The organism is Ruegeria sp. ABV3_008 (genome assembly GCF_056161185.1).
The window spans coordinates 265,599-287,057 of the sequence record NZ_JBSWYP010000001.1 but is presented as its reverse complement, the minus strand read 5'-3'; the positions used below and the strand labels follow the sequence as shown (position 1 = coordinate 287,057).

The 21,459-nt window shown below is 58.0% G+C and carries 23 protein-coding genes; 11 read left to right on the top strand and 12 right to left on the bottom strand.

Translation table 11 applies throughout. The features are described 5' to 3' along the window. Positions 1-21: 21 nt before the first annotated feature. The 7 genes from mltG to fabD all read right to left on the bottom strand — a co-directional run bounded on the left by mltG (position 22) and on the right by fabD (position 6,343). Positions 22-1,179 carry an endolytic transglycosylase MltG gene (gene mltG, locus ACXAH8_RS01415; RefSeq protein WP_475215461.1) on the bottom strand — a complete coding sequence of 386 codons (1,158 nt, stop codon included), beginning with the start codon at positions 1,177-1,179 and terminating at the stop codon, positions 22-24. Next, positions 1,180-2,445: a beta-ketoacyl-ACP synthase II gene (gene fabF, locus ACXAH8_RS01410; protein ID WP_170374034.1), complete on the bottom strand. Its 1,266-nt coding sequence runs from the start codon at positions 2,443-2,445 to the stop codon at positions 1,180-1,182. A 189-nt stretch (positions 2,446-2,634) separates the two neighbouring features. Beyond that, complete coding sequence (locus ACXAH8_RS01405) at positions 2,635-3,378, bottom strand: 1-(5-phosphoribosyl)-5-[(5-phosphoribosylamino)methylideneamino] imidazole-4-carboxamide isomerase (RefSeq protein WP_170666504.1); 744 nt, start codon at positions 3,376-3,378, stop codon at positions 2,635-2,637. A 124-nt stretch (positions 3,379-3,502) separates the two neighbouring features. After that, positions 3,503-4,042, bottom strand: a complete 540-nt coding sequence (locus ACXAH8_RS01400; RefSeq protein ID WP_170374036.1) for a GNAT family N-acetyltransferase — start codon at positions 4,040-4,042, stop codon at positions 3,503-3,505. A gap of 139 nt (positions 4,043-4,181) precedes the next feature. Beyond that, complete coding sequence (locus ACXAH8_RS01395) at positions 4,182-4,415, bottom strand: acyl carrier protein (RefSeq protein ID WP_008756330.1); 234 nt, start codon at positions 4,413-4,415, stop codon at positions 4,182-4,184. 209 nt (positions 4,416-4,624) lie between these two features. Continuing rightward, the gene (fabG, locus tag ACXAH8_RS01390) at positions 4,625-5,362 is read right to left on the bottom strand and encodes a 3-oxoacyl-[acyl-carrier-protein] reductase (RefSeq protein WP_170458849.1); all 738 of its coding nucleotides are present in this window, start codon (positions 5,360-5,362) and stop codon (positions 4,625-4,627) included. A 42-nt stretch (positions 5,363-5,404) separates the two neighbouring features. After that, positions 5,405-6,343 carry an ACP S-malonyltransferase gene (gene fabD / locus ACXAH8_RS01385; RefSeq protein ID WP_475215457.1) on the bottom strand — a complete coding sequence of 313 codons (939 nt, stop codon included), beginning with the start codon at positions 6,341-6,343 and terminating at the stop codon, positions 5,405-5,407. A gap of 174 nt (positions 6,344-6,517) precedes the next feature. Between fabD and ACXAH8_RS01380 the strand changes: the two genes are divergently transcribed. Then, a complete protein-coding gene (locus ACXAH8_RS01380) occupies positions 6,518-7,744 on the top strand; it encodes a cytochrome b/b6 domain-containing protein (protein WP_475215455.1) in 1,227 nt (408 codons plus the stop codon). A gap of 60 nt (positions 7,745-7,804) precedes the next feature. Here ACXAH8_RS01380 and ACXAH8_RS01375 read toward each other — a convergent pair whose 3' ends face one another. Beyond that, entirely contained in the window at positions 7,805-8,377 is a 573-nt protein-coding gene (locus ACXAH8_RS01375) for a YceI family protein (RefSeq protein ID WP_170374040.1), read from the bottom strand. Positions 8,378-8,507: 130 nt separating this feature from the next. Continuing rightward, positions 8,508-9,026: a hypothetical protein gene (locus ACXAH8_RS01370; protein WP_170374041.1), complete on the bottom strand. Its 519-nt coding sequence runs from the start codon at positions 9,024-9,026 to the stop codon at positions 8,508-8,510. 284 nt (positions 9,027-9,310) lie between these two features. Here ACXAH8_RS01370 and rpsF point away from each other — a divergent pair, with 284 nt between their 5' ends. From rpsF to ACXAH8_RS01340, 6 genes are all read left to right on the top strand, one after another. Beyond that, positions 9,311-9,664: a 30S ribosomal protein S6 gene (rpsF, locus tag ACXAH8_RS01365; RefSeq protein WP_068332653.1), complete on the top strand. Its 354-nt coding sequence runs from the start codon at positions 9,311-9,313 to the stop codon at positions 9,662-9,664. A 27-nt stretch (positions 9,665-9,691) separates the two neighbouring features. After that, the gene (gene rpsR, locus ACXAH8_RS01360; protein WP_005608650.1) at positions 9,692-9,919 is read left to right on the top strand and encodes a 30S ribosomal protein S18; all 228 of its coding nucleotides are present in this window, start codon (positions 9,692-9,694) and stop codon (positions 9,917-9,919) included. A 12-nt stretch (positions 9,920-9,931) separates the two neighbouring features. Further along, a complete protein-coding gene (gene rplI, locus ACXAH8_RS01355; protein ID WP_170640804.1) occupies positions 9,932-10,552 on the top strand; it encodes a 50S ribosomal protein L9 in 621 nt (206 codons plus the stop codon). Positions 10,553-10,701: 149 nt separating this feature from the next. Further along, positions 10,702-11,187, top strand: coding sequence for a transglycosylase SLT domain-containing protein (locus tag ACXAH8_RS01350; protein ID WP_170466117.1), 486 nt, complete (start codon positions 10,702-10,704; stop codon positions 11,185-11,187). Between the two features lie 220 nt (positions 11,188-11,407). After that, a complete protein-coding gene (locus tag ACXAH8_RS01345) occupies positions 11,408-12,109 on the top strand; it encodes an autoinducer binding domain-containing protein (RefSeq protein WP_170374044.1) in 702 nt (233 codons plus the stop codon). Between the two features lie 107 nt (positions 12,110-12,216). After that, a complete protein-coding gene (locus ACXAH8_RS01340) occupies positions 12,217-13,071 on the top strand; it encodes an acyl-homoserine-lactone synthase (RefSeq protein WP_170766933.1) in 855 nt (284 codons plus the stop codon). A gap of 94 nt (positions 13,072-13,165) precedes the next feature. Here ACXAH8_RS01340 and tig read toward each other — a convergent pair whose 3' ends face one another. The 3 genes from tig to ACXAH8_RS01325 form a co-directional block, all read right to left on the bottom strand. Then, on the bottom strand, positions 13,166-14,497 hold the full coding sequence (gene tig, locus ACXAH8_RS01335) for a trigger factor (protein ID WP_170666493.1): 1,332 nt from the start codon (positions 14,495-14,497) through the stop codon (positions 13,166-13,168). A 184-nt stretch (positions 14,498-14,681) separates the two neighbouring features. Beyond that, positions 14,682-15,806, bottom strand: a complete 1,125-nt coding sequence (locus ACXAH8_RS01330; protein WP_475215452.1) for a porin — start codon at positions 15,804-15,806, stop codon at positions 14,682-14,684. Between the two features lie 308 nt (positions 15,807-16,114). Beyond that, positions 16,115-17,758, bottom strand: coding sequence for an NAD(P)H-hydrate dehydratase (locus ACXAH8_RS01325; RefSeq protein WP_475215451.1), 1,644 nt, complete (start codon positions 17,756-17,758; stop codon positions 16,115-16,117). A gap of 169 nt (positions 17,759-17,927) precedes the next feature. On the opposite strand from ACXAH8_RS01325, the gene ACXAH8_RS01320 reads away from it, so the two are divergent. From ACXAH8_RS01320 to ACXAH8_RS01305, 4 genes are all read left to right on the top strand, one after another. Next, positions 17,928-18,266 carry a P-II family nitrogen regulator gene (locus ACXAH8_RS01320; protein WP_170325301.1) on the top strand — a complete coding sequence of 113 codons (339 nt, stop codon included), beginning with the start codon at positions 17,928-17,930 and terminating at the stop codon, positions 18,264-18,266. A gap of 33 nt (positions 18,267-18,299) precedes the next feature. Further along, complete coding sequence (glnA, locus tag ACXAH8_RS01315) at positions 18,300-19,706, top strand: type I glutamate--ammonia ligase (RefSeq protein WP_170374049.1); 1,407 nt, start codon at positions 18,300-18,302, stop codon at positions 19,704-19,706. Between the two features lie 103 nt (positions 19,707-19,809). Continuing rightward, positions 19,810-20,454 carry an MSMEG_1061 family FMN-dependent PPOX-type flavoprotein gene (locus ACXAH8_RS01310; protein ID WP_475215449.1) on the top strand — a complete coding sequence of 215 codons (645 nt, stop codon included), beginning with the start codon at positions 19,810-19,812 and terminating at the stop codon, positions 20,452-20,454. A gap of 63 nt (positions 20,455-20,517) precedes the next feature. After that, entirely contained in the window at positions 20,518-21,309 is a 792-nt protein-coding gene (locus tag ACXAH8_RS01305) for a lytic murein transglycosylase (RefSeq protein ID WP_475215448.1), read from the top strand. The last annotated feature ends 150 nt before the right edge of the window (positions 21,310-21,459 follow it).

Here is a 21,459-nt window from a genome sequence, read left to right as displayed (position 1 = left end):
GGCGCTGTTTTTCGTTTTGGCTTAGTTGCCCGAGTTTCGTTCGGCCTCAATCTCGCGCCATTTCGCGACATTGCGGTTATGTTCCTGCAACGTCTCGGCAAAAGCGTGACCTCCGGTACCATCCGCAACAAAGAACACGTAGTCCGTGTTGTCAGGCGCAACGGCTGCTTCGAGACTCGCCAGACCGGGGTTGGCGATCGGGGTCGGTGGCAGCCCGTCGATCTGATAGGTGTTCCAAGGTGTTGGCCGGTTCAGCTCGCTGCGCCGTAGGCCACGTCCCAACGTTCCCTGCCCCTTGGTGACGCCGTAGATAACCGTCGGGTCGGTCTGCAGGCGCATGCCTTGATTCAGACGGTTCACAAAGACGCTGGCGACCTGGCCCCGCTCTCCGGGAACGCCCGTTTCTTTTTCGATGATCGAGGCAAGGATCAGCATTTCCTCAGGGCTTTCCAGCGGCAAACCCTCTTGGCGGTTTTCCCAGGCAGCATTGATCCGAAGCTGTTGTTTGTCCTGCATCGCTTTCAGGATGTCGTTGCGGTCCTGACCGGCAGCAACATCGTAGCTGTCTGGCGCAAGCGAGCCTTCGGCAGGAATCTCCGCAATCTCGCCGCTCAGCGCTTCGAAAGCCTTCAACGCCTCAACCACCTGCCATGAGGTCACGCCTTCTGCGAGTGAAACACGATAGCGCGTGTCTGCCTCTTGGCGCTTCTCCTGATAGGCCGCCGGGGTTTCTTCCTCGGCCATATCAAACTCGGCGATTTCGTCGAATTCCAGCGTGGCTGGGTTCAACTCACGCACGCGAGTCTGGGCGCGGGTCACGCCGATGCGGTATTCGATCTCCGAACCGCAGGTGCTCGCGCCGCTGCTGGTGATCTCGTAGATGATCTGCTCCATCGACGCGCCTTCACGCACCAAAAAGCTGCCTGCTTTCAACTGCTGCGCCCGGTCGGTGTAGTCGGCGGCCATGCGAAAGATCGTGGCGTTGGTGATCGCGCCCTGATCCTCAAGCTCGCGGCTGACCCGCGTCATGTTCGAACCGCTTTCCACCCGCAGGCAGATCGCGGTTTCCAGCGGGCCTTCTGACTGATACTGGGTCTGGCCCCAAAGGATCAGACCGCCCACCAGAAACAGGCCGACCACCAGGATGGTCAGCGCGTTCGATGCAATGGCCCGCCACATTTAACTGGCCTTTCCGAAGATCACGCTGGCATTGGTGCCGCCGAACCCGAACGAGTTCGAAAGGGCCACGTTGATCTCACGCTCGCGCTTTTCGTTCGGAGCCAGATCAATCGGCGTTTCAACCGCCGGATTGTCGAGGTTGATGGTCGGAGGCGCCACCTGATCGCGGATCGCAAGGATCGAAAAGATCGCCTCAATCGCGCCCGCAGCCCCCAGCAAGTGGCCAGTGGCAGACTTGGTCGAAGTCATAGTGGCATTCGATGCATGGTCACCCAGCAAACGCTCAACAGCACCCAGTTCGATCGTGTCCGCCATGGTCGAGGTACCATGCGCGTTGATGTAATCCAGATCTTTCGGCTCCAGCCCGGCGCTGCGCAGCGCGGCTTTCATCGAACGCTCGGCCCCGTCGCCATCCTCGGACGGTGCGGTGATGTGATAAGCGTCGCCCGACATGCCGTAGCCCAGAACCTCGGCATAGATCTTCGCGCCGCGCGACTTGGCGTGTTCGTATTCTTCCAGAATGACGATGCCTGCGCCCTCGCCCATGACGAAACCGTCGCGGTCAACGTCGTAGGGGCGGCTGGCTTTCTTCGGATCGTCTGCATACTTGGTCGACAGCGCCTTACAGGCGTTGAAACCTGCGATGCCGATCTCGCAGATGCAGCCCTCGCCGCCACCGGCTACCATGACATCGGCGTCGCCTGCGCGGATAATGCGGCTTGCATCGCCAATCGCATGGGCACCTGTTGAACACGCAGTCACGACCGAGTGGTTCGGTCCCTTGAACCCAAACCGGATCGACACCTGACCGGACGCCAGGTTGATCAGCGCGCCGGGAATGAAGAAGGGCGACACACGGCGCGGGCCTTTGTCACGGATCAGATTGGCTGTATCCGCAATCGAGCCCAGCCCACCAATGCCCGAGCCGATCAGAACGCCAGTGCGCAGGCGATCTTCCTCACCCTCAGGGGTCCAGCCTGCATCCTTGCACGCCATTTCCGCCGCAGCGATCGAGTACAGTATGAAGTCTTCGATCTTGCGTTGTTCTTTCGGAGGCATCCAGTCATCGGGGTTGAACGTTCCGTTTGTTCCGTCCCCACGCGGCACCTCGCAGGCATAGGTCGTAGTGACCCCGCTTGCCTCGGCATCGAAATGTGTGATTGGCCCTGCGCCGGACTCTCCGTCCAGCAGACGCGACCAGGTTTCCTCGACTCCGCTGGCCAAAGGAGTGACCAACCCCAGACCGGTTACGACGACTCTGCGCATGAAGTGCCTCTTGCCTGCTTACTGTTATGCGAACCGCTCATACCCCGGCCCGGGGTGCGGGGGCAAGGGCCACGCTCCATTCCCCGTCTGCATCTTGCGGTTTCAGCTTGATTTTGGGCGAACCGGCGCCTGCAAATCCCCCTCGCCCTGCTGACATCGCAGGGCGAGAGAGTTTCATTTTCGGTTCCGTTACTGGAACTGCGCCACTGGCTCATGCGCACCAGCTGCTACGCCCAGAGCGTCGGACAGATCGACTGTTTTCCGGAACAAAGCTCGGCCGACAATCGCGCCCGCAATGTTCGGGATGTAGGACAGACGCGAGATATCGTCCGCAGTACGCACTACGCCGCTGGCAATGACCGGCGTCCGCGAATGCTGCGCCAGGCCGGAGATCAAGCCAAGCTGCGCTTCGACATCTTCCATGTCGCTGTCAATGTCCGTCACAACGATGGCTGCGAAAGGCGTGCCGTCGAAGGCGTCAATGAACGCCTCAGGTGTGAACGCACTTTGGCTGCGCCAACCGTCGGTCATGACAAACCCCTGCCAGACATCGACCGCAAGAACGATCTGATCCGGGTAGAGCTTGGCCAGTTCCTTCACCAAATGGGGGTCCCGCGCCGCAAGCGTCCCGATCACAACGCGACCCGCGCCCTTGTCGATCCAGTATTCGACCTGCTCGCGCGTGCGCATACCCCCAGCCAATTGCACGGGGATCTCGGCCGACCGAATGATCTCTTCCACCAGTTCATGGTTGGTATCACGGCCCTCTACGGCATCGAAGTCTGTCAGATGCATCCACTCGGCCCCGGCCTCGGCCCAACCCCGCGCGGTTTCGACCGGGTTCACATGCCAGATCATCGCATCCTCCAGACGCCCTTTGTCCAAGGTGACGCAGCGACCGTTCTGAAGTTCCATTGTGGGGTAAATTCTCATGAGCTTTCTCCTCCGCCCAAGCGCCCTAAAGTCTCATTGTAACATACACGCTCACCTCCGAGCCTGCTGCGACCAGGATCGGCATTGTTTGCGCTGTTTGCGGCATAGCGGCGTGTTGGCGGTATTACGCCCGCGCCGGAGGACCGTTGCGACGAAGCAGATGAACAGGGGTGCCGTTGTACTCGGCCTCCCGCATCACGACATAGCCCAACTTTTTCGCCAGCTTCTGCGACGAGGCGTTGGCTGCGTTTACCATAGCCACCAATCGGCCCGGCATGATCCGATCAAACCAATCATGGGCGGCCTGAGCGGCCTCATATCCGAGACCCAGCCCCTGAGCTTCGGGGGCCAGAACCCAACCGGCTTCGGGATAAGTGTCAAAATCCTCGCCCATCGCACGGTTTCCATAGAAGAAACCGGCCTGACCGATCAGCTTGCGATTCGATTGCTGCAGTACGCCCCATTGCCCGAACCCGGCCATCTGCCAATGCCCTGCATTACGCAGGAACGAGTCCCAGGCTTCACCGCGCGACCGCGGGGTGCCACCAATATGGCGCGTGACACATGGGTCGCGCCAGATCTCGGCGAACCGTTCAAAATCCTCAGGGCGCATCGCACAGAGTGTCAGACGCGCCGTATTTATCATCGGGGTGGATCTTATCATGTCCTGCCCACCTTGAATTGTGCCTCAGTGGAAACAGTGCGAATCGAAATCGCCTTGTGCAACCCTGAATTTAAAGCGGGCACAAAAAAGCGGCGTCTCCGTTGCCCGGAAGCGCCGCTTTTCTATCAGTACTATACGCTTAGGACGCTTCGCTGATGAATTTGACGGCGTCGCCAAAGGTCTGGATGGTCTCGGCTGCGTCATCGGGAATCTCGATGCCGAACTCTTCTTCGAAGGCCATGACCAGTTCAACGGTGTCCAGGCTGTCTGCACCCAGATCGTCGATGAACGAAGCGTTTTCCGCTACTTTGTCTTCTTCAACACCCAGGTGTTCAACAACGATCTTCTTCACGCGATCTGCGACGTCGCTCATGTCTATTCCTCATTCTTTCTTCAGGGCGATCCGCCCGGTTCTGCCCTTGCCCGCTCGGGATGGACTTGTTTTGCCCGTTCCGGGCGGTTTGGCTCCCGGCTGTCCGGGAAAGTAGAGGGCCGACCAAAACGACCGGCCCCAGCATGGATGCGCCGCCTATAGCATAGTCGACGCGCAAGGCAAACGCTTTCGCACCGCCTTGGTTGCGGTCACAACATGGCCATGCCGCCGTTCACATGCAAGGTTGTTCCGGTCACGTATCCGGCCTCGGGGCTGGACAGGTATAGAACAGCGGCCGCGATCTCCTCGGGGTCACCCATTCGACCAGCCGGAACTTTCAGCAACAAACCTTTTTTCTGGTCGTCCGTCAGCTTTTCCGTCATCGCCGTCGTGATAAAGCCAGGCGCCACTGCGTTCACGGTAATTCCACGCGTTGCGACCTCATGCGCCAACGCTTTCGAGAACCCGATCATCCCCGCCTTGGAGGCCGCGTAGTTCGCCTGCCCAGGATTGCCGATCGCCGCAACCACGGATGAGACATTAACGATCCGACCCCAGCGTGCCTTCATCATGCCGCGGATCACGCCTTTGCACAGCTTCATGGTCGAGGTCATGTTTACGTCAATCACGCTCTGCCATTCCTCGTCGGACATGCGCATGAACAGGTTGTCACGTGTGATACCCGCGTTGTTGACCAGGATATCGACCGAGCCCATCGCCTCGGCTGCCTGTTTCGGCAGGGCCTCGACGGCTTCGGAGTCGCTCAGGTTGCACGGCAGCACGTGGGCGCGCTCGCCCAGTTCGTCGGCCAGTTTCTGCAGCGGTTCAACCCGCGTGCCGGACAGACCGACCGAGGCACCCGCGCCGTGCAGAGCCCGTGCGATATCGCCTCCGATACCACCCGAAGCACCAGTGATCAGCGCGTTCTTACCTGTCAAATCAAACATTCTATTTCCCTCGTGAGGCGCCCCGAAGGCCGCGTTCTATGCTTACGATTCGGCCTGAACGGCCTTTTGAACATCCTCGGGCGTACCAACGGCCTTGCCCGCAATTGCCCGGTCAATCTTGCGGATCATACCAGACAGAGCCTTGCCCGCGCCAATTTCCCATGTCTCGGTGACACCCTGCGCCGCCATGTATTGCACGCTTTCCCGCCACCGGACCGAGCCTGTGATCTGCTCCACCAGCAATTGGCGGATCAGATCTGGGTCTGTGACCGCATCTGCCCGAACATTTGCGATCAGAGGAACGGCCGGCGCATTGATCTCAACCGCGGCCAGTGCCTCGGCCATCGCATCCGCCGCGGGCTGCATCAGCGCGCAATGAAACGGAGCGCTGACGGGCAACATAACTGCGCGCTTTGCGCCCTTTTCCTTGGCAATCTCAGCCGCACGTTCCACAGCAGCCTTCGCGCCGGACACCACAACCTGGTTCGGGTCGTTGTCGTTGGCCGCCTGGCAAACCTCACCCTGCGCGGCCTCTTCGGCAACTTCGCGCACGGTATCGAGATCCAGCCCCAAGATCGCGGCCATCGCACCTTCGCCCACCGGAACGGCGCTTTGCATGGCCTGACCACGGGTCCGCAACAGGCGAGCGGTATCAGCCACCGTCAACGCACCAGCCGCAGCCAGCGCGGAATACTCACCCAATGAATGCCCGGCCACAAAAGCGGCAGCGGTGACCGAGACGCCTTCGGCCTCAAGCGAGCGCATCGCCGCCATCGAGGTCGCCATCAGCGCCGGTTGTGCGTTCTGCGTCAGGGTCAGATCGGCAATATCGCCTTCCCAGATCAGCTGGCTCAGCTTTTCGCCAAGCGCGTCGTCCACCTCGTCAAAAATGGCCTGAGCCGCCGGGTATGCCTCGGCCAGAGCCTTGCCCATACCGATGGTCTGGGCACCCTGCCCTGGGAAAACGAACGCGCGTGTCATTGCAACCTCTTGGATGACGTTAGGTTGCGGCGGGGTGTAAACCGTGTGAGGACGCGGCACAAGTAGGGCCTGCGCTCTGCATTCGGGCACCATATCTGTGCGCGGGTCGGGCTTGTGCCGAATCCGTCTGGCTTTAGGTTCAAGTCAGACAATCGAATCCGGAGCGTGCAAGAGATGCCCTCGACCAATACCTTTTCAACTTATGGCAGCGTGACCAAGACTTTCCACTGGTTGACCGCCCTGCTGATCCTGACCGCCCTGCCTTTGGGCTGGTTTGCCAATGATCTGGCGCATGCCATCTACGACCCGAACATCCCGACCAGCGAATCCGATATCGCGCGGGCCGCAACACTGTTTTCCCTGCATAAAACGATAGGGGTCACCGCGTTCTTCGTGGCTCTGGCACGTATCCTTTGGGCCCTGACCCAAACCAAACCCGGCCTGCTGAATGCGGACAACAAGCCCGAGGCGTTCGCTGCTGAGACCGTTCACTGGATGCTCTACGCCTCGCTTGTTCTGGTGCCCTTGACCGGCTGGATACACCACGCCGCGACCGAAGGCTTTGCGCCCATCTGGTGGCCCTTCGGCCAAAACCTGCCCTTCGTGCCCAAATCCCTTTATTTGTCCGAGGTGACGGCAAACCTGCATTGGCTGTTCATCTGGGTTCTTGCCGGGTCGCTGGCGCTGCACATCGCGGGCGCGCTGAAACATCATGTCGTGGACAAGGACAGCACCCTGCGGCGGATGCTGCCGGGGCGCACTGACGCGCCCGAGCCTCCAACGCAACACCACTCACCCGTACCTGCATTTGCAGCCCTGGCCATTTGGGGCACCGTTCTGATCGGCGGCTGGTCCATCGGAGTGTTCGAGGATCACGCAAAAGGCGCTGTGGACGCGGCCGAGCTTGGCGATGTGCAATCCGACTGGAACGTGGAGGAAGGCACCCTGTCGATCACTATCTCGCAGTTGGGCAGCCCCGTCACCGGCAGTTTCAACGAATGGACGGCGGCAATCGCGTTTGAAGAACCCGCCCAACCGGGCCCTGCGGGATCGGTGGATGTGACCATCGCCATCGCGTCGCTCAGACTCGGGACAGTCACGGACCAAGCCATGGGCGCTGATTTCTTCGACAGCGCGCAATTCCCAACGGCCCAGTTCAAAGCCGACCTGTTCAAGACAGATACAGGCTACGAGGCCCGAGGCCCCCTGACCATCCGAGACAAATCGGTGGACGTCGTACTTCCCTTCTCCCTGCAACTCGAGGACGACACCGCAACCATGTCCGGCACATTGGAGCTGAACCGCATGGCGTTCGATGTGGGCACATCCCAACCGACCGAGGAGTCTCTGGGCTTCAACGTTACGGTCTCCGTTGACCTGACGGCGAAACGTTCTGAATAAAAAAGAAACCGCCGGGAGTTTTGGCCCCCGGCGGTTGTGATCCAAAAAATCAGCGCAGACTTACTCTGCTTTCTGAGCCTCGACAGAGATCTGCACCTGAACTTCATCGCTTACGAAGGGCGCGAACTGACCCAGGTCGAACTCGCTGCGCACCAGCGTCGTTGTGGCGTCGAAGCCGGCCCAAGGCTTGTTTGCCATCGGGTGGTTGTCAGCCTTGTTCAGCTTGGCGTCCAGAACGACCGATTTGGTAACGCCGTTCATGGTCAGGTCACCGGTGATGTTTGCGGTGTTTTCGCCGGTCACTTCGATCGAAGTCGAGGTGAACGTAATCAGGTCCCCTTCGGCGGCGCCAAAGAAATCCTCGGTCATGAAGTGATCTTCACGCGGCTTCCAGCCTGTGAACATCTCCAAAACCGGCATGGAGACCGAAACGCTCGACGCGGCGGGGTCTTCCTGATCGAACATGATCTCGCCTTCAAAGCCCGAGAACATGCCGTAAGTGGTCGAGAAACCAAGGTGATCGTAGCTGAAAAGCACCTGGCTATGGCTAGAGTCCAGAACGTATTTTTCGGCGCTGGCGAAAGCAGTGGTTGCCGTAAGGGCAAGCGCGGCAGCAAGGAGGGTGGATTTCATGACTGTCTCCGGGTTTGTGGACTATACGCAAACATAGTGCGTTTGCTCGGAAACAAAAATGTGCTGCCCAAGGGCAGCACACAAGTCTTTTTGATTCACAATTTCTGTGCTTGGTTGAACAGAATAAATCTCAGGCAAAAATTGTTACACTTTGGCTGAGTTGCCCCTTCAGCGCTCGGCTGACATCCGCCGATTGCAGAGGCAGTTTCATCAACAGGCTGCCGTCAACATCGAACAACTGCACCTCGTCATCCTCGAACTTTGCACCACCTAGGCTGTCATAGCTGCGACGCAGAACGGTCTGAGGGCGTCCGTTTTCATTCTTCTGCAGCACGCGTACCTCGCGGCGGATCGGATCAAAATAGGCATCCGGGCGGCTGTCCATCACTTCGATCGTCAACAGGCTTACGCCAACGATCAAAAACACCATCGAGGCCACCATTTTGATCGGCCAAACCTCGGCTCCCAACATCGAACCGGGCATCAGCCACATCGAAAAGGCGGAAACGATCAGGAAGGCTCCGACGGCGCGCGCCAGAACCAGCCGTGCTTGCCAGTTCGCTTTGAACGTGATCATGACCGGAACGGAATGCTCAAAGCTCGTACCCGTAGTTTTATTGTCGAGCGTATTTGTCTGAATCGCGGTCATAACATCCATACCCTTATTATGATTACCGTCGTAAGTCTGTGCTATCCGGCTATTTCCGGGTTGCTTATCAACTTCGGGGCGAAAAGCGTCAGGAATTGGGCGCAGCAGTGGAAATTGGGCGACTTCACAGAGGCATATGTGGCAGGGCTTGCCCCGCCCGCTCAAACGTGTATACGGGGCCATCCTTCGCAAGAGATATGAATCGCGCAGCCTCTCGTGGCAGGGTCGCGAAGGACCAGATGGCCCCGCCTTTGAAATGCGCCTTGATATAAACAGGAGTGCACATGCCACTGTATGAGCATGTAATGATCGCGCGTCAGGATCTGTCCAACGCGCAGGCAGAAAGCCTTGTCGAACATTTCGGCACCGTTCTGGCTGACAACGGCGGCAACGTCGTCGAAAGCGAGTACTGGGGCGTCAAGACGATGGCTTACAAGATCAACAAGAACCGCAAAGGCCACTACGCCTTCCTGAAAACCGATGCCCCCTCGGGTGCGGTTCAGGAAATGGAACGCCTGATGCGCCTGCATGACGACGTTATGCGCGTTCTGACCATCAAGGTCGACGAGCATGCCGAGGGCCCCTCGGTCCAGATGCAGAAGCGCGATGAGCGCGAAGGCCGCCGCGAGCGCCGCTGATCAACGCCTGACGAAAGGACATAAACCATGGCCGCAAAACCATTTTTCCGCCGCCGCAAGGTCTGCCCGTTCTCGGGTGAGAACGCGCCGAAAATCGACTACAAAGACACCCGTCTGCTGCAGCGCTACATCTCTGAGCGTGGCAAGATCGTACCTTCGCGCATCACCGCCGTTTCGGCGAAGAAGCAGCGTGAACTGGCCCGTGCTATCAAGCGCGCCCGCTTCCTCGCCCTGCTGCCCTACGCTGTGAAGTAAGGAGAGACTGACATGCAAGTTATCCTTCTGGAACGCGTTGCGAAACTGGGTCAAATGGGCGACGTCGTTGACGTTAAGCCCGGCTACGCCCGCAACTTCCTGCTGCCACAAGGCAAAGCGCTGAGCGCATCGAACGCTAACATCGCGTCGTTCGAAGCCCAGAAAGCGCAGCTGGAAGCACGCAACCTGGAAACCAAGAAAGAAGCTGAAGCCCTGGCTGAAAAGCTGGACGGTCAGCAGTTCATCGTGATTCGCTCGGCATCGGATGCTGGCGCTCTGTACGGTTCAGTTACTCCTCGTGACGCCGCAGACGCTGCGACCGAAGCAGGCTTCACCGTCGACAAGAAACAGGTCGTTCTGGTCGCTCCGATCAAAGAACTGGGCCTGCACGCGGTTGCAGTTCGCCTGCACCCCGAGGTTGAAGTCGAGATCAAGATGAACGTTGCTCGTTCGGAAGAAGAAGCCGAGCTGCAGGCATCGGGCAAATCGATTCAGGAACTGGCTGCTGAAGAAGAAGCCGCTGCTGAATTCGAAATCGCCGAACTGTTTGACGACATCGGCTCGGCCGCGTCGGAAGACGAAGATCTGGCGCCCGAGGCCGCTCCGGCGGACGAAGACGAAGCCAAAGCCTGATCTGGCTGACGCAACAAGATTGAAGGGCTGCGCCACTCGCGCGGCCCTTTTTCGTATCGGAACCAGCAAAATTCAGCCAAATTTTAAAGCTAAGGTTGAAGCAAGACCCGTGATCCATATGATCGCCACCTGAAGTTCGGAGTAGTTTGATGGCCCTATTCTCTCGTCGCAGCATCATCGCTTTCCTTGCCCTGTCTGCCCTCGCCGCGTGCAGCGGTGCCGAGGTATCACGCGGTGACCCCGATCCCTTCGATCCGCCGCTCTACCCCAACGAAACGCCCGAGCTAAGGGCCTCTATCAACAAATGGGCCGATCACTACGAACTCCCCCGAGAGCTGGTCCACAAACTTGCGATACGCGAAAGCACGCACAGGCCATGGGCTGTAAACCGGCCGTATTACGGGCTTTTGCAGATCCTGCCCGCTACCGCACGTTCGATGGGATACAAGGGAAATGCCCAAGGTTTGCTGGACGCAGACACAAATCTTGAATACGCAGGCAAGTACCTGAAAGGGGCTTGGATGCTGGCGGACGGAGATCAACAACGCGCGATTTTCCTTTACGCCAAAGGGTTTTACCCCGAAGCAAAGGCGCGCGGCATGCTCGTAGAAACAGGGTTACGACCCGCGCCCTAAGCCCTGTGCGCTGTTAGCAGTTTGGGCAAAATAGTGACAAAAATGCTCTATAGCTTGAAACAACACGCCAAAAGCTTAGACATTTCCTGCATTGACTTGTCATGTTTTGAATTATGTGATGTCCTGATTGCCGTGAGGTAAGTTGGGTTCCACTCTAGGTAAATTGCAAGTCCGGCCACACCACCGGACTTCAAGATAAGCCGCAGGTCGTAGGCGAAAGATGGAGATCGTTGATCTGAGCACTCTGCCGGACTCAGAAACTCGGTACACCGAGTTTCTGAAGCAGGTGTGCGAAAAACACGATATGGATCACGCCGCCTACGCTGGGATGAACCCCGCTGCGGGCAAAGTTGCTGGCTTCGTTACCTATGATGATGCTTGGAACGAGCATTACCAGAAACAGGGTCTGGTCATGATTGACCCGACACTTCACATGGCAAAACGCAGCATCGCCCCCGTTGATTGGAGCCGCTTGGAACGCAGCCCCGACTTCCAACGCGTATTCCGCGATGCACATGATTTTGGCCTTTCTAATCAAGGTGTTACGATACCGGTTCGCGGCCCTTACGGGGATATCGGGTTCCTGAGCGCAACGCGGGATTGTTCCAAAGAAGAATGGCGCAAGCTGTATACCCATGTGATCAGCGATCTGCAGTCCATGGCCGTGCATATCCATGACAACGTGGTGACCTCGGATGAGCTGACAGGTGCGCTTTATCACCCGAACCTCTCGACCCGCGAGGCCGAGATCCTGCAATGGGTCGCGGCAGGGAAATCTCAGCAGGATATCGGCGACATTCTGTCGATCTCGCACCGCACGGTTGAGGTTCATCTGCGCTCCAGCCGCGAAAAACTCAGCGCTTTGACGACGCCTCAGGCCGTTGGGAGGGCGATCGCGATCGGGCTTATCACCCCGGGATAAACACAAAAATCACACAATTCGGTCAAAATACGGGAAACCCCCAATAGAAATCTCCCTTCAAACGAGTAACGATCGGTTTACCGAACAACCACTCGAAGGGGGAAACCATGATCATCGTAGTAGATGGGCTGAACAGACACCAATTCAGCGACGTCCTTGACGAAATGTTTGAACTGCGCGCGCGCGTTTTCGGCGAGCGCTTGGGCTGGGACGTCAAAATCGAAGACGGCAAAGAAATCGATGAATTCGATCATCTTGATCCTGCATACGTAATCGGACTCGACGACGGGGGGAATGTCGTCGCAGCCGTGCGTGCCCTGCAGACCACCGGACCGCACATGTTGTCGGACGTATTCTCGGCCATCCTTGACGGCGAACCTCCGATCCGCAGCGCGACAATGTGGGAATCCACCCGCTTCTGCGTCGACACCCAACGCCTGAACCGCGGCAAAGACAAGAACTCGGTATCTTACGCAACCTGTGAGCTGATGATCGGTTCGCTGGAATATGCGAAGAACGCCGGTATTCAGGACATCATCACCGTGATTGACCCGATCATGGATCGGGTTCTGAAACGGTCGAACTGTGCGCCCTATGACTATGTGGGTAAAACCGTGCCGATGGGCAAAGTCTCGGCCCTTGCCGCCCTTCTGGATTGCACCGATGAACGTATCGACGCCATTCGGGACTTTGCAGGCATCAAAACCGATGTCTTCCTGGAAGAAGACAAGGCGCTCGAGCTGTTCAACAGCAAGAATCTGGTTGATCAGAACCCTGCAAATCGCGACCACAAGCCGCTCACAGAGCTTGAGAAATACTTTGTGGAGCAGATGAACGCAGCGCGAACCGAGGCCGAACGGCAAGATGTTCTGAGGCTCATCGAGACGCTCTCCAACACCTTCACGCCAGAGCAGAAGACTGCTCTGCTACATACCCCCCGTGCTTTTGCTCATGAGGCCTGACCCCCTCACCTCATAGTACAAAGCCACCCTAGCGGAGTCGCCCTGATCAGGCGGCTCCGCTTCTATTTTGGCGCCCCAAAAGGGGGGAAGAGGATTATTCCTCTTCCAGTGCCTCAACGGCTTTTTGCAGGTCGTCCTTGCTGACTTCTTTGTCAGACACCTGAGCCAGTTCGAACACGTAGTCGACGACCTTGTCTTCGAAGATCGGCGCGCGCAGCTGCTGCTGCATCTGTGCGTTCTGCTGAACGAACTCAAAGAACTGACGCTCTTGCCCCGGGTACTGACGCGCCTGGTTCATGATCGCTTGGGTCATCTCGGCGTCGGTGACTTCAACCTCGGCCTTCTGACCCAGCTCGGCCAGCAGCAGACCCAGACGCACGCGGCGTTCAGCCAGTTTGTTGTGCTCATCCGAAGGCTCGATCTCGCCGTGGTCGTGGCCTTCCACATCCGGGTTTTCCTCGTGGAACAGCTGGTGTGCGATTTGCTTGGCTTCGGCTTCAACCAGCGACGGAGGCAGGTCGAACGACACTTTGGTGTCCAGCGCGTCGAGCAGACCACGCTTCATGACAGCGCGTGCAGCACCGGCATATTCGGCTTCCAGACGCTCAGAGATCTGGGCCTTCAGGGCTTCCAGATCCTCGGCACCGAATTTGGTTGCCAGTTCGTCGTTGATCTCGGCTGCAACCGGCTCTTTCACTTCTTTGATGGTGCAGGTGAAGACAGCGTCTTTACCGGCCAGATGCTCGGCGCCGTATTCCTCGGGGAAGGTGACGTTGACGTCTTTTTCTTCCTCGGCTTTCACGCCAACCAGTTGCTCTTCGAAACCGGGGATGAAGCTGTTCGAGCCCAGAACAAGCGGGTAGTCCTCGGCCGAGCCACCTTCGAATTCTTCGCCATCAACCTTGCCAACAAAGTCGAACACGATCTGGTCGCCGTCCTTGGCTTTCGAACCCTTGCGGCGCGCTTTGAAGTCCTGCGCGGTTTCGGCCAAGTTGTTCAGCGCTTCTTCGACGGCTGCGTCATCAGCTTTGACGACCAGCTTTTCCAGCTCAACCGATTTCAGGTCAACTTCCGGGATTTCAGGCAGCGCCTCGTAGGACATCGCGACCTCGACATCGTCGCCTTCTTTCCAGTCCTCGTTGGTCATCTTGACCTCGGGCTGCAGCGCAGGGCGGTCGCCGCTGTCTTCAAAGTGCTTGTTCATCGCACCGTCGATGGTTTCCTGCATGGCTTCGCCTAGCAGACGCTGGCCAAACTGCTTTTTCAGCAGCGCCATCGGCACTTTGCCTTTGCGGAAACCCTTCATCTCGACTTCGGGCTGCGCTTCGGTCAGCTTCTCGTTGACCTTGTCGTCCAGCTCGGCTGCGGTCACAACGATGTTGTAGCCGCGTTTCAGACCTTCGTTCAGCGTCTCGGTAACCTGCATTATGGTAGTCCCCATAGGATTCGGGGCGCGCAAAACGGCGCGCCGGGCAAATTTGACGCCTTCTATTTGCCCAGCCGCCCACGTGCAAGGGGGCAATGCCCGGATCACCCCGGTTTTACCGTCTTCAACAGCAAAAAAACGCCCCAGCTGGAACCGGAGCGTTTTGTGAAACATCTATCGCTGATCAGAACTGCCAGCGCGCGCCCAAGACCCAGGCTTCGTTCTTGTCGAACGACGTCCCATCTTCGAAATCGTGGTTGCGGTATTTCAGGTATGCATCCGTGTTGATCGAGTCGATCCGCTGCACGACAGCAATACCCCATGCTTTGGTGTCCGACCCATCGTTGTTGAAGTCTGAGCCATCGTAGTAGTCGATGCCCACACCGGTTTTACCCCAGGCCACCCAGTCGCCCTCGTATGCTATTTTTGCGTACCAGAAGCTTGGATCCGATGCGCCACTTGCGGTGTCGTCCCGCGACCCTGCAGCAGCGGTAAAGCTAAACCCGCTGGGCAGCAGAACCGAGGCAGACCCTATGGTATCCTTGCGCTCACCCGATACATTGTCGAAGTCTCGCACTGCATAGGCCACGCTGGCAGCAAACTCGACGCCACCGGCAAAGGTGTTGTTGTACGCGATCGCAAGGTCGTAATACGTGTCGTCGTCGCTGCTGGAGAGCGCGTTTTCACCATAGGCGATAGCTGCACTGAATCCGTTGAAGTCAGGCGTATCGTAGCGCACGCGCGTCCGGCGGCCACCGTCAAAGTTGCTGCTGGAGTCACCGACCGTAATGTCGCTGAGTACCCCATCGGTTCCGCGATAGAAGAAGCCCGAGTTTTCATCGTTGGTGAACGAATAGAGGGCCGTTCCAACATAAGACAGGTCCGTCTCAGCCGCCCCGTCCGAAGCCATGCTGCCCTGCCCCGCCGAGAACTTGCCGTAGCCGCCCTTCAGCGCGAAATCCACGTGACGGATATCTTCACGCGTCCAACCGCTGAAATCCGTACCCAGCTGGTTCCATTCGCTCGAGTTTGGCAGTCCTAGTCCGGTTTCGAGCCGAAACGTAAACTCGTTGTCGCCGTAGGGCTGCATAAGGCGCAAGCCGACACGGCTGTTGGACAGGTCGTTGTCCAGCAAACGTGTCTCGGTGTCTTGTCCGTCGTCAACAGAGATCAGCGCCGGGTTGAACTGTCCGTAGAGCTCTACATATCCGCCGCTATTGTTTTCGTATTTCAGCTCAGCCGCAGCTGGAATGGCCATGGTCGCCGCCAAAAGAGCGGCGGCAGACGAGGTTTTCAGGTTAAGGGTCATGTCACTCACCTTGAAAGGGTTTGTTATTAGGTCTTGCTCACATGTTCACCACACCGAGCCGTTCCAATGGGGCGCGCCCTACGCCGAAAGAAGGTGACGAATCCGCAACAGAATATCTTGGTGCAATCAAGATAAGTTGTTTTAATTCAACCATCTAACCGCCTTCCCGCAAAAACAACGGGCTGCCCCCAAGAAAAATCCGACAGCTTCTCATGAGCGCAGCAAATAGCCGCTATGCGCACAGGGAAATTCCTGTAACGAACGCGCGATCAGATGTGATTTTCGCATCCCGATCGCGCAAGACGCACTTACATATTCATACACTTATAAACATCAGGCAAGACCTCAGGCAGGTCTTCAGCGATTAATCCGGGACCGAACCGACGCGCGCATTCCACATGAAGCCACACCGCCGTCTCCGCCACACCCATCGCGTCGAGCCCCCGGGCCAACAATCCGGTGATAAATCCGGCCAACACATCCCCGGACCCAGCCGTCGCCAGCCAAGGGGTCGCGCGCTCATACTGCGCCGAATGAACCGAACACCGCCCGTCCGGGGCGGCGATCACCGTATCTGGCCCTTTGAACAGCACGACACAGCCGGCGCGCTTTGCAGCCTCACGCGTTGCATCGACCTTGGAGAACGCTGGACCTCGGGTCGGAGGGGCCGAGAGCTTCTCGGCAATATCAGGAAACAGCCGCGCAAACTCGCCGCCGTGAGGCGTCAAAACACACGACTCATGTAGCTGAACGAACAAGTCCGAGGGGTCTTCGGCAAATGCCGTCAGCGCGTCCGCGTCCAACACCGTTGCGCGCTGCGCCGCGAGGGCAACAGGTACCAGATCCGCCGCCCGCTCAACGCCCAGTCCGGGGCCAAGACACAAAGCGTTAAGTCGATGATCCTTTAGAATGTCGCGCAGGTCGTCGCCCCCTGCGACCCGCGTCATCATAAGGGCCGTGATCTGAGAGGCCACCTCCATCTGCGCTGAGGGCGGCACACCCAATGTCACCAACCCTGCCCCAATACGTAACGCCCCCCGCGCCGAAAGTCGCGCGGCTCCTGTTTTTCCAAAACCACCCGTTAGAATGAAAGCATGCCCATGCGCGTATTTGTGGCCCGACGCACCTTTTCCTAACTCCTCACCAGACGGCGGCTGAACCGCCGTCACCACCTCGGGCGCGCTCTGCTCAGCCCTCAGTCCGATGCCCTTCACGACCAGCTTCCCGCAATAGGACGCCCCATCCCCCAGAACATGCCCAAGCTTGCGCGAGTGAAACGTAACCGTCAGGGCCGAACGAGCACAGCGTCGACCATGCGCGGGAAACGCCCCCCCCAAAACCTTTCCCGACTCCGAACAAAGCCCCGAGGGCAGATCAATCGCGACGGTCCGTGGTGGCACGATATCTGTACCGCGCCCCTTCCGCCGCAAAGCCCAGGCATCTGCTGCATCATCATGCGCCCAAAGGTGTTCCCAAAGCGCAGCATCGTCGATTGGCCGCGCCAACCCTGTCCCAAACAGCGCATCAATCGACACATCCGGGTGGCGCAAATCCTCGTCCCCCAAATCCGCCGCTGCGCGCGTTTGCCCGCCCCACCGCTCATAATTCGTCCGCGCGTCTTCAGGCAGTTTTGTCGGGTCGCCAAACAAGACCACCTCAACCGCCCACCCCAGCTGTTGAAGCAGCCGCGCCACCACAAACCCGTCGCCCCCATTGTTCCCGGGTCCGCACAGCACCATGGCGCGCAAAAGATCCCCTTCATCTGGCCTTAAATGTCCCGGGGAGCTCGAGGGGCTGGCCCCTCGATCCCTCAGCTCTGGCCATTCCTCGAAGATCGCGTCCACAACGCCCTGACCGGCGCGCTCCATCAGCTCCAGCCCGGTTACCTCGCCCGAGTCGATAGCCGCGCGTTCCAGCGCACCCATCTGCGCAGCCGTCAGCAAATCAACCATCTCAAATCCTCACGCGATTCAATTTCGATTACTTTTTGTGCAAACCGATCAAAATTTAACCTGTCGCCTTTTTTCGATGCACCAGATCACGCCGAAGCGCGCAATCGGATTGCTGCATCCCTTTAGACGTGATCACTGCACCTCAGACAACCATGCAAGGTGAGCCGGAATGAAAAAGATCGAAGCGATCATCAAGCCGTTCAAACTGGACGAAGTGAAAGAGGCACTGCAGGACGTTGGTGTCCAAGGTCTCAGCGTGATCGAAGTCAAAGGCTTTGGCCGCCAGAAAGGTCACACCGAGCTGTATCGCGGCGCGGAATATGTCGTCGACTTTCTGCCCAAAGTAAAAGTCGAGGTCGTATTGGACGACGATCAGGTTGACGCCGCGATCGAAGCCATCGTCTCGGCCGCGAAAACCGACAAGATCGGTGACGGCAAGATCTTTGTCTCGCCTGTCGAGCAAGCCATTCGCATTCGTACCGGCGAGACCGGTTCGGAAGCCCTTTAACACACCCATCTTCAACTCAGAGGAAACAAGAGAATGAGCAAGGACGCAGTTCTTCAGCTGATCAAGGAAGAAGGCGCAGAGTACGTCGACATCCGGTTCACCGACCCGCGCGGCAAGCTTCAGCACGTGACAATCATGGCAGACCAGGTCGATGAAGACTTCCTGGAAGAAGGATTCATGTTCGACGGTTCGTCCATTGCGGGCTGGAAGTCGATCGAAGCATCAGACATGAAGCTGATGCCCGACACAGAAAGCGCCTATGTCGACCCGTTCTACGCGGAAAAGACCATCTGCCTTCACTGCTCGATTGTTGAGCCCGACACCGGCGAAGCCTATGAGCGTGACCCGCGCGGCACCGCTCAGAAAGCTGAAGCGTACCTGAAATCCTCGGGTATCGGTGATGTGGCTTACATGGGCCCGGAAGCCGAATTCTTCCTGTTCGACGACGTCCGCTTCTCGAACAGTATCAACAAGGTATCCTACGAAGTTGATGCAACCGACGCGTCGTGGAACACCGACACCGAGTACGAGATGGGCAACATGGGCCACCGTCCGGGTGTCAAAGGCGGTTACTTCCCGGTGAACCCCGTTGACGAAGCGCAAGACTTGCGCTCGGAAATGCTGTCGACCATGAAGCGTCTGGGCATGAAAGTGGACAAGCACCACCACGAGGTTGCATCCTGTCAGCACGAGCTGGGCCTGATCTTCGACAGCCTGACCAAGCAAGCCGACGAGCTGCAGAAGTACAAATACGTCATCCACAACGTTGCACATGCCTACGGCAAATCGGCCACCTTCATGCCAAAGCCGATCGCAGGTGACAACGGCACCGGCATGCACGTGAACATGTCGATCTGGAAAGACGGCAAGCCCCTGTTCGCTGGCGACAAATACGCCGACCTGTCGGACGAAGCGCTTTACTTCATTGGTGGCGTTCTGAAGCACGCGAAGACCCTGAACGCCTTCACCAACCCGTCGACCAACAGCTACAAGCGTCTGATCCCGGGTTTTGAGGCCCCTGTTCTGCGCGCCTACTCGGCCCGTAACCGTTCGGGTTGTGTCCGTATTCCGTGGACCGAAAGCCCGAAAGCCAAGCGCGTCGAGGCTCGCTTCCCTGACCCAGCTGCGAACCCCTACCTGGCGTTTGCTGCACTGCTTATGGCTGGTCTGGACGGCATCAAGAACAAGATCGATCCGGGCGAAGCCATGGACAAGAACCTGTACGATCTGCCTGCTGAAGAACTGGCCGACATCCCGACCGTTTGCGGCTCGCTGCGTGAGGCTCTGGAAGCTCTGGCATCCGATCACGACTTCCTGCTGCAGGGCGACGTGTTCACCAAAGACCAGATCGACGGCTACATCGCACTGAAGATGGAAGAGGTCGAAACCTACGAGCACACACCGCACCCGGTAGAATACGGCATGTACTACAGCTGCTAAGCCGGTTGCAGACCTACCATTCCAAGGGCGTCCATTCGGGCGCCCTTGTTTCGTTTGGCGTGATCTTTCAAACTGACAGTCAAAATAGGTTGGGAGAGAGCGCATGTCACCCGATGACCCGTTCGCGCAATTCACCGAATATGTGACCTCGGCGGAACAGCTGGAACGCATCACCGGCGCGCCATTGCCTCAGATCATCGCAAAGGAACTGTCGGCTCTGGATCAGATGTGCCGGGACTTCATCGACAGGTCCACATTCTGCCTGATAGCATCAGCCAACCCGGACGGGTATCTCGATATCTCGCCGCGTGGCGATCCCGAAGGCTTCGTGCATGTCATCTCGGATAAAATGCTCGCTATCCCTGACCGACCCGGCAACAAACGCGTCGATACCTTTCACAACGTTCTGAAAGACCCACGCGTCAGCGTGATCTTCTTCGTCCCCGGCAAGATGGAGACGCTGCGCCTTCGCGGTATGGCGCGTATCTGTGCCGATGAAACGCTTTTGGGGACCATGGCTATCAAAGGCAAAGCGCCCAAGCTGGCGCTGCTGGTCCATGTCGAAACCGCCTTTGCCCACTGCCCCAAATGCGTCATCCGCTCCAACCTCTGGCAGCCGGAGAACTGGCCTGACTCCTCAGACCTGCCGAATATGAACGCGATGATGGTCAAACACGCCAAGATCGATAAAACCCCCGATGAATGGTTCGAAGACCTCAAGCAAGCAGGCGAGTTGGACCTGTATTAAACCCTTTGCGAAGCAGGAACTGGCGTTTAGCCTTGATGCAGATTGTATGAGGGAATTGACCTGATGTTGCGCATTCTAACCCTGACGCTCGCCCTATCTGCACCTACGCTTGGTCTCGCGGCCCCCTGTGGGAACACCAGTGCCGGGTTCGAGGCCTGGAAAGCCGATTTCGCCAAGCAGGCCAAGAAATCCGGGGTGAAGAAGAAGGGCCTGCAAGCCCTTGCACAGACGCAATATGCGACCGGAACCATTGCCGCGGATCGAAACCAGAAAAGCTTCAAATACTCGCTGGATAAATTCATGCGTGTGCGCGGGGCCGACACCATTGTTGCGCAGGGACGCAAACGGAAGGCCAGAAACCCGGAATTCTACGCCGCGTTGGAACGCCAATATGGAGTTCCCGCTGGAGTTCTGATCGCCATTCACGGTATGGAAACCGGCTTTGGGGGTTTTATGGGCGAAAGTCAGGTTGTGTCAGCAATAACTACTCTGGCGTATGATTGTCGCCGATCTGAGTTCTTTATTCCCCACGCAATTGGGGCACTGAAGCTGGTCGATCAGGGTAGTATCACCATGGCGACAAAAGGGGCAAAACATGGCGAGTTGGGCCATACTCAGTTTCTGCCCGGCAACGCGCTGACCTACGGTGTCGACGCCACAGGGGACCGGCGTGTGGATTTCTACAACATGACGGATGCGCTGGCCTCAACCGCCAATTTTCTGCGCAAGAAGGGCTGGAAACCCGGTCGCGGCTACCAGCCGGGGCAACCAAATTTCAAGGTTATCCAACAGTGGAACGCCGCCTCGGTCTACCAGCAATCTATCGCGATAATGGCTGCCCGAATCGATGGATAGCGTGGCCGCGATCCCGCCGCGCACCCCTCACAGTTCAGCCACAATATCGCCATAGTTGCACGGAAAAAGCCTCAATCGCTTGGTTTCCAAAGCGTAGTCAATCCATCTGAATTTCGATTTTTTTGCAATTTCGTCAAATTCTGCCCCACA